The 2,211-nt window shown below is 65.8% G+C and carries 3 protein-coding genes; 2 read left to right on the top strand and 1 reads right to left on the bottom strand.

All coding sequences use genetic code 11. The features are described 5' to 3' along the window. The coding region (locus tag MOV75_RS35345) for an MATE family efflux transporter (RefSeq protein WP_247007658.1) at window positions 1-1,082 on the top strand (1,082 nt) is incomplete at its 5' end. 109 nt (window positions 1,083-1,191) lie between these two features. Continuing rightward, a complete protein-coding gene (locus MOV75_RS35340; protein WP_246919015.1) occupies window positions 1,192-1,626 on the top strand; it encodes a DUF2147 domain-containing protein in 435 nt (144 codons plus the stop codon). Window positions 1,627-1,777: 151 nt separating this feature from the next. Here MOV75_RS35340 and MOV75_RS35335 read toward each other — a convergent pair. Next, the coding region (locus MOV75_RS35335) for a DUF3095 family protein (protein ID WP_247007657.1) at window positions 1,778-2,211 on the bottom strand (434 nt) is incomplete at its 5' end.

Below are 2,211 nucleotides of genomic sequence, written 5' to 3'. Positions count from 1 at the left end.
ATCGGGACCGCGCCGCGACGCTGGCGCTGCATGCCGCCATCATCGGCTTCTGCGGCGGGCTTTTCTTCACGGTGATGATGCTCGTCTTCGGCCGCTCATTCTTCGCCCTGCTCGGCGGCCACGGGCGGGTGCTCGAGGAGGCCAGCGGCTATTCGCAAGTGCTGTTCTCCGGGGCGGTCGCGATCTGGCTCGTCAACACGCTGGCCTCGGTGATCCGCGGCACCGGCGACATGCGCTTGCCCTCGATGACGCTGATTGCGGCGGGCGTGCTCCAGATCGCGCTCGGCGGCACGCTGGGGCTAGGTCTGTTCGGCGTGAAGCAGTTCGGCATGCCCGGCGTCGCGAGCGGCCAGTTGATCGCGTTCAGCTTCGCTGCGATCTTCCTCCTCTGGTATCTCGCGTCCGGCCGCAGCCGACTTCCGCTGAACCTTCGCGCGTTTCATTTCGAGCGCGCGATGTTCCTGGACATTCTCAAAGTCGGCGCGGTGGCCTGTTTGTCGCCGCTGCAAACCGTGCTCACCATTCTGGTCTTCACGAAGATCCTCGCGACCTTCGGCACCGAGATGCTGGCCGGTTACGGCATCGGCTCTCGGCTGGAATTTCTGCTGATCCCGATCACCTTCGCCTTTGGCATCGCCTCGGTGCCGATGGTCGGCGTGGCGATGGGCGCGGGACGCGTGAAACGCGCGCGGCGCGTGGCCTGGACTGCAGCTGCGGCCTCCGGACTTACGGTTGGCCTGGTCGGGCTTGTCATCGCGATCTATCCCTCGCTATGGGTCGCGCTCTTCACACGGGATCCCGCCGTCACCGCCGCCGCCTACAGCTATTTCCATTGGGCCGGCCCGGCCTTCGTGTTCTTCGGCATAGGTGTGTCGCTCTACTTCTCCTCGCAAGGCGCGACGCACGTCGGCGGCCCCGTGCTCGCTTCCACCGCGCGGCTTCTGATCGTTGCGATCGGCGGCATCGGCCTGATGATGGCGCAGGCGCCGGCCTGGACGTTGTTCGCGCTGGTCGGGGGTGCCATGGTCGTGTTCGGCCTGTCGACTGCGGCCTCGGTCGCCGTCGCGCGCTGGGGCAAATGAGCGCAGGTAAGCAAGCGCAGAGAAATGAACGCAGGAATTTGATTCCTGCCAGCGTTGCACTATCCCGCCGGCCTGCTATGGAGGCGCTCCATTTTTCGGGGCCCTCTCCATGACTTCCAGATTCGCTGCTCTCATCGTCCTCCTCGCCACGCTGCTTGGCGCATCTGCCGCTTGTGCGCAGAACGCCGACGGGACATGGCTGACCCAGGCGGGCGATGCGCGCGTGAAGGTCATCAAGTGCGGCGACGGCATCTGTGGCCACATCGTCTGGCTGCGTGAACCCTACGACACCGCGACCGGCCAGCCCGCCACCGACAGCAAGAATCCCAATCCGGCGCTCGCCAGGCGACCGATGATCGGCCTGCCGTTGTTCAGCGGCATGCAGCCATCGGGTCCGAACAAATGGTCGGGCCAGATCTACAACGCCGACGATGGCAGCAGCTATGCGAGCAGCGTCACGGTAACCTCGGCGGATTCGCTGCGGGTCGAAGGCTGCGTCGGAGCGCTCTGCGGCGGCGAGACCTGGACGCGCGCGGGGCGTTGAGCCATATCTCGTGTTCCGGACGCGCTGCGGCACGCAGTGAAGCTGCGCTGAGCCGGGACCCACAAACAGGATCGTACGATACGGAGAAGCGGGCCCCGGCTCAGCAGCGCATCACTCCGTGCTGCGCTCTGTCCGGGGCACGAGATTCGCTCTACGCCATCATCGCCTTCAGCGCGGTCGCAGCCGAGGCGTAGCCGCCCCGCGCGCCATCGATGAAGTGGACGTGATCGCTGCGCAGCGCCGAGGGCGTGAAGCAGGTCATCATGGCGGCGTCCTGCTGATAAAGGCCATAGCGCACGATGCCCTCGCGCGCGGCTGCTGTCAGACGATCGTTGAGGGCGCGTTCGAGCTCCGGCGTACAATCGAGGATCATGCGCAGGCCGTCATCATACTTCCTGAAGTCCGAGTTCTCGACCACCTGACGCTTGTAGACGTTTGGCACGAAGCCGCCGACGTTAAGGTCGAAGCGCATGATCAGGTAAACGAACAGCGTGTAGGCCAGCACGCTGGCGCGGCGCGCGAGCAGCGGACCGCCGCGCTTGGTACGGGCCTCGAAGTCCAGCCCCTGCGGCGGCCATTTCAGCG

The organism is Bradyrhizobium sp. PRIMUS42 (assembly GCF_023006515.1).
GTDB lineage: Bacteria > Pseudomonadota > Alphaproteobacteria > Rhizobiales > Xanthobacteraceae > Bradyrhizobium.
Note: the sequence above shows the minus strand (reverse complement) of the source record. Positions and strands in the feature narration are given on the sequence as shown.

Bases quoted from the DNA above. Each gene is read 5' to 3' on its own strand.
- MOV75_RS35340 (WP_246919015.1), top strand. From the start codon at position 1,192: ATGACTTCCAGATTCGCTGCTCTCATCGTCCTCCTCGCCACGCTGCTT.